At 47.1% G+C, this 1,299-nt stretch carries 2 rRNA genes; both read right to left on the bottom strand.

Features of this window, described 5'->3' with window-relative positions:
- Positions 1 to 436, bottom strand: a 23S ribosomal RNA gene (locus OS138_RS12695); the annotation flags it as partial.
- 344 nt (positions 437 to 780) lie between these two features.
- Positions 781 to 1,299: ribosomal RNA gene (locus OS138_RS12690) — 16S ribosomal RNA — on the bottom strand; the annotation flags it as partial.

Genomic DNA, 1,299 nt, shown 5'->3' with positions numbered 1-1,299 from the left:
ACGGAATTTCTCGTGTTCCGCCGTACTCAGGATCCTCCTAGGTGTCTTCCACATTTCGTCTACGGGGTTTTTACCCTCTTTGACTGACTTTTCCAAGTCATTCGACTATCTGAAAGAACTACCATATTGGAGTCCTACAACCCCAACAAGCAAGCTTGCTGGTTTGGGCTTTTCCCGTTTCGCTCGCCGCTACTCAGGGAATCGAATTTTCTTTCTCTTCCTGCAGGTACTTAGATGTTTCAGTTCTCTGCGTCTACCTCGAATGTGCTATGTATTCACACAATCGTAACATCCTATTAAAGATGCTGGGTTCCCCCATTCGGAAATCTCTGGATCATAGCTTACGTACAGCTCCCCAAAGCATATCGGTGTTAGTCCCGTCCTTCATCGGCTCCTAGTGCCAAGGCATCCACCGTGCGCCCTTATTCACTTAACCTTATCAACCTTGCGGTTGGGTTTTGATCCTTCTTCTAGCGATAGAAGTTAGATCAAGAAAATAAGCAATTGAACTTATTAAAAAACTCTATCCAGCTCACAAATCAGCCTGTGCGGCAAAAAGATCGATCGTCTCATAAAATCAAAGATTTTATGGCCGTCCGCCTATTTTGCTTCAGGCTAAACAATTTGTTCAGCTTTCAAATTCAACGCGGTGTTCTCGGTTTGTATTACTTACATTTACTTCAAATATCCAGTTTTCAATGAACAAAAGTGTTTGAGAGTAAACCTCTCAAAACTGAACAAAGTAAAAACAAATTGTGTAGTCTCCGTAATATTCCTTAGAAAGGAGGTGATCCAGCCGCACCTTCCGATACGGCTACCTTGTTACGACTTCACCCCAATCATCTATCCCACCTTAGGCGGCTGGCTCCAAAAGGTTACCTCACCGACTTCGGGTGTTACAAACTCTCGTGGTGTGACGGGCGGTGTGTACAAGGCCCGGGAACGTATTCACCGCGGCGTGCTGATCCGCGATTACTAGCGATTCCGGCTTCATGCAGGCGAGTTGCAGCCTGCAATCCGAACTGAGAGAAGCTTTAAGAGATTAGCTTAGCCTCGCGACTTCGCAACTCGTTGTACTTCCCATTGTAGCACGTGTGTAGCCCAGGTCATAAGGGGCATGATGATTTGACGTCATCCCCACCTTCCTCCGGTTTGTCACCGGCAGTCTTGCTAGAGTGCCCAACTGAATGATGGCAACTAACAATAAGGGTTGCGCTCGTTGCGGGACTTAACCCAACATCTCACGACACGAGCTGACGACAACCATGCACCACCTGTCACTTTGCCCCCGAAGGGGAA

This window comes from Enterococcus sp. E5-37, assembly GCF_035726925.1.
In the GTDB taxonomy this organism is placed as follows: domain Bacteria; phylum Bacillota; class Bacilli; order Lactobacillales; family Enterococcaceae; genus Enterococcus_B; species Enterococcus_B faecium.
Note: the sequence above shows the minus strand (reverse complement) of the source record. Positions and strands in the feature narration are given on the sequence as shown.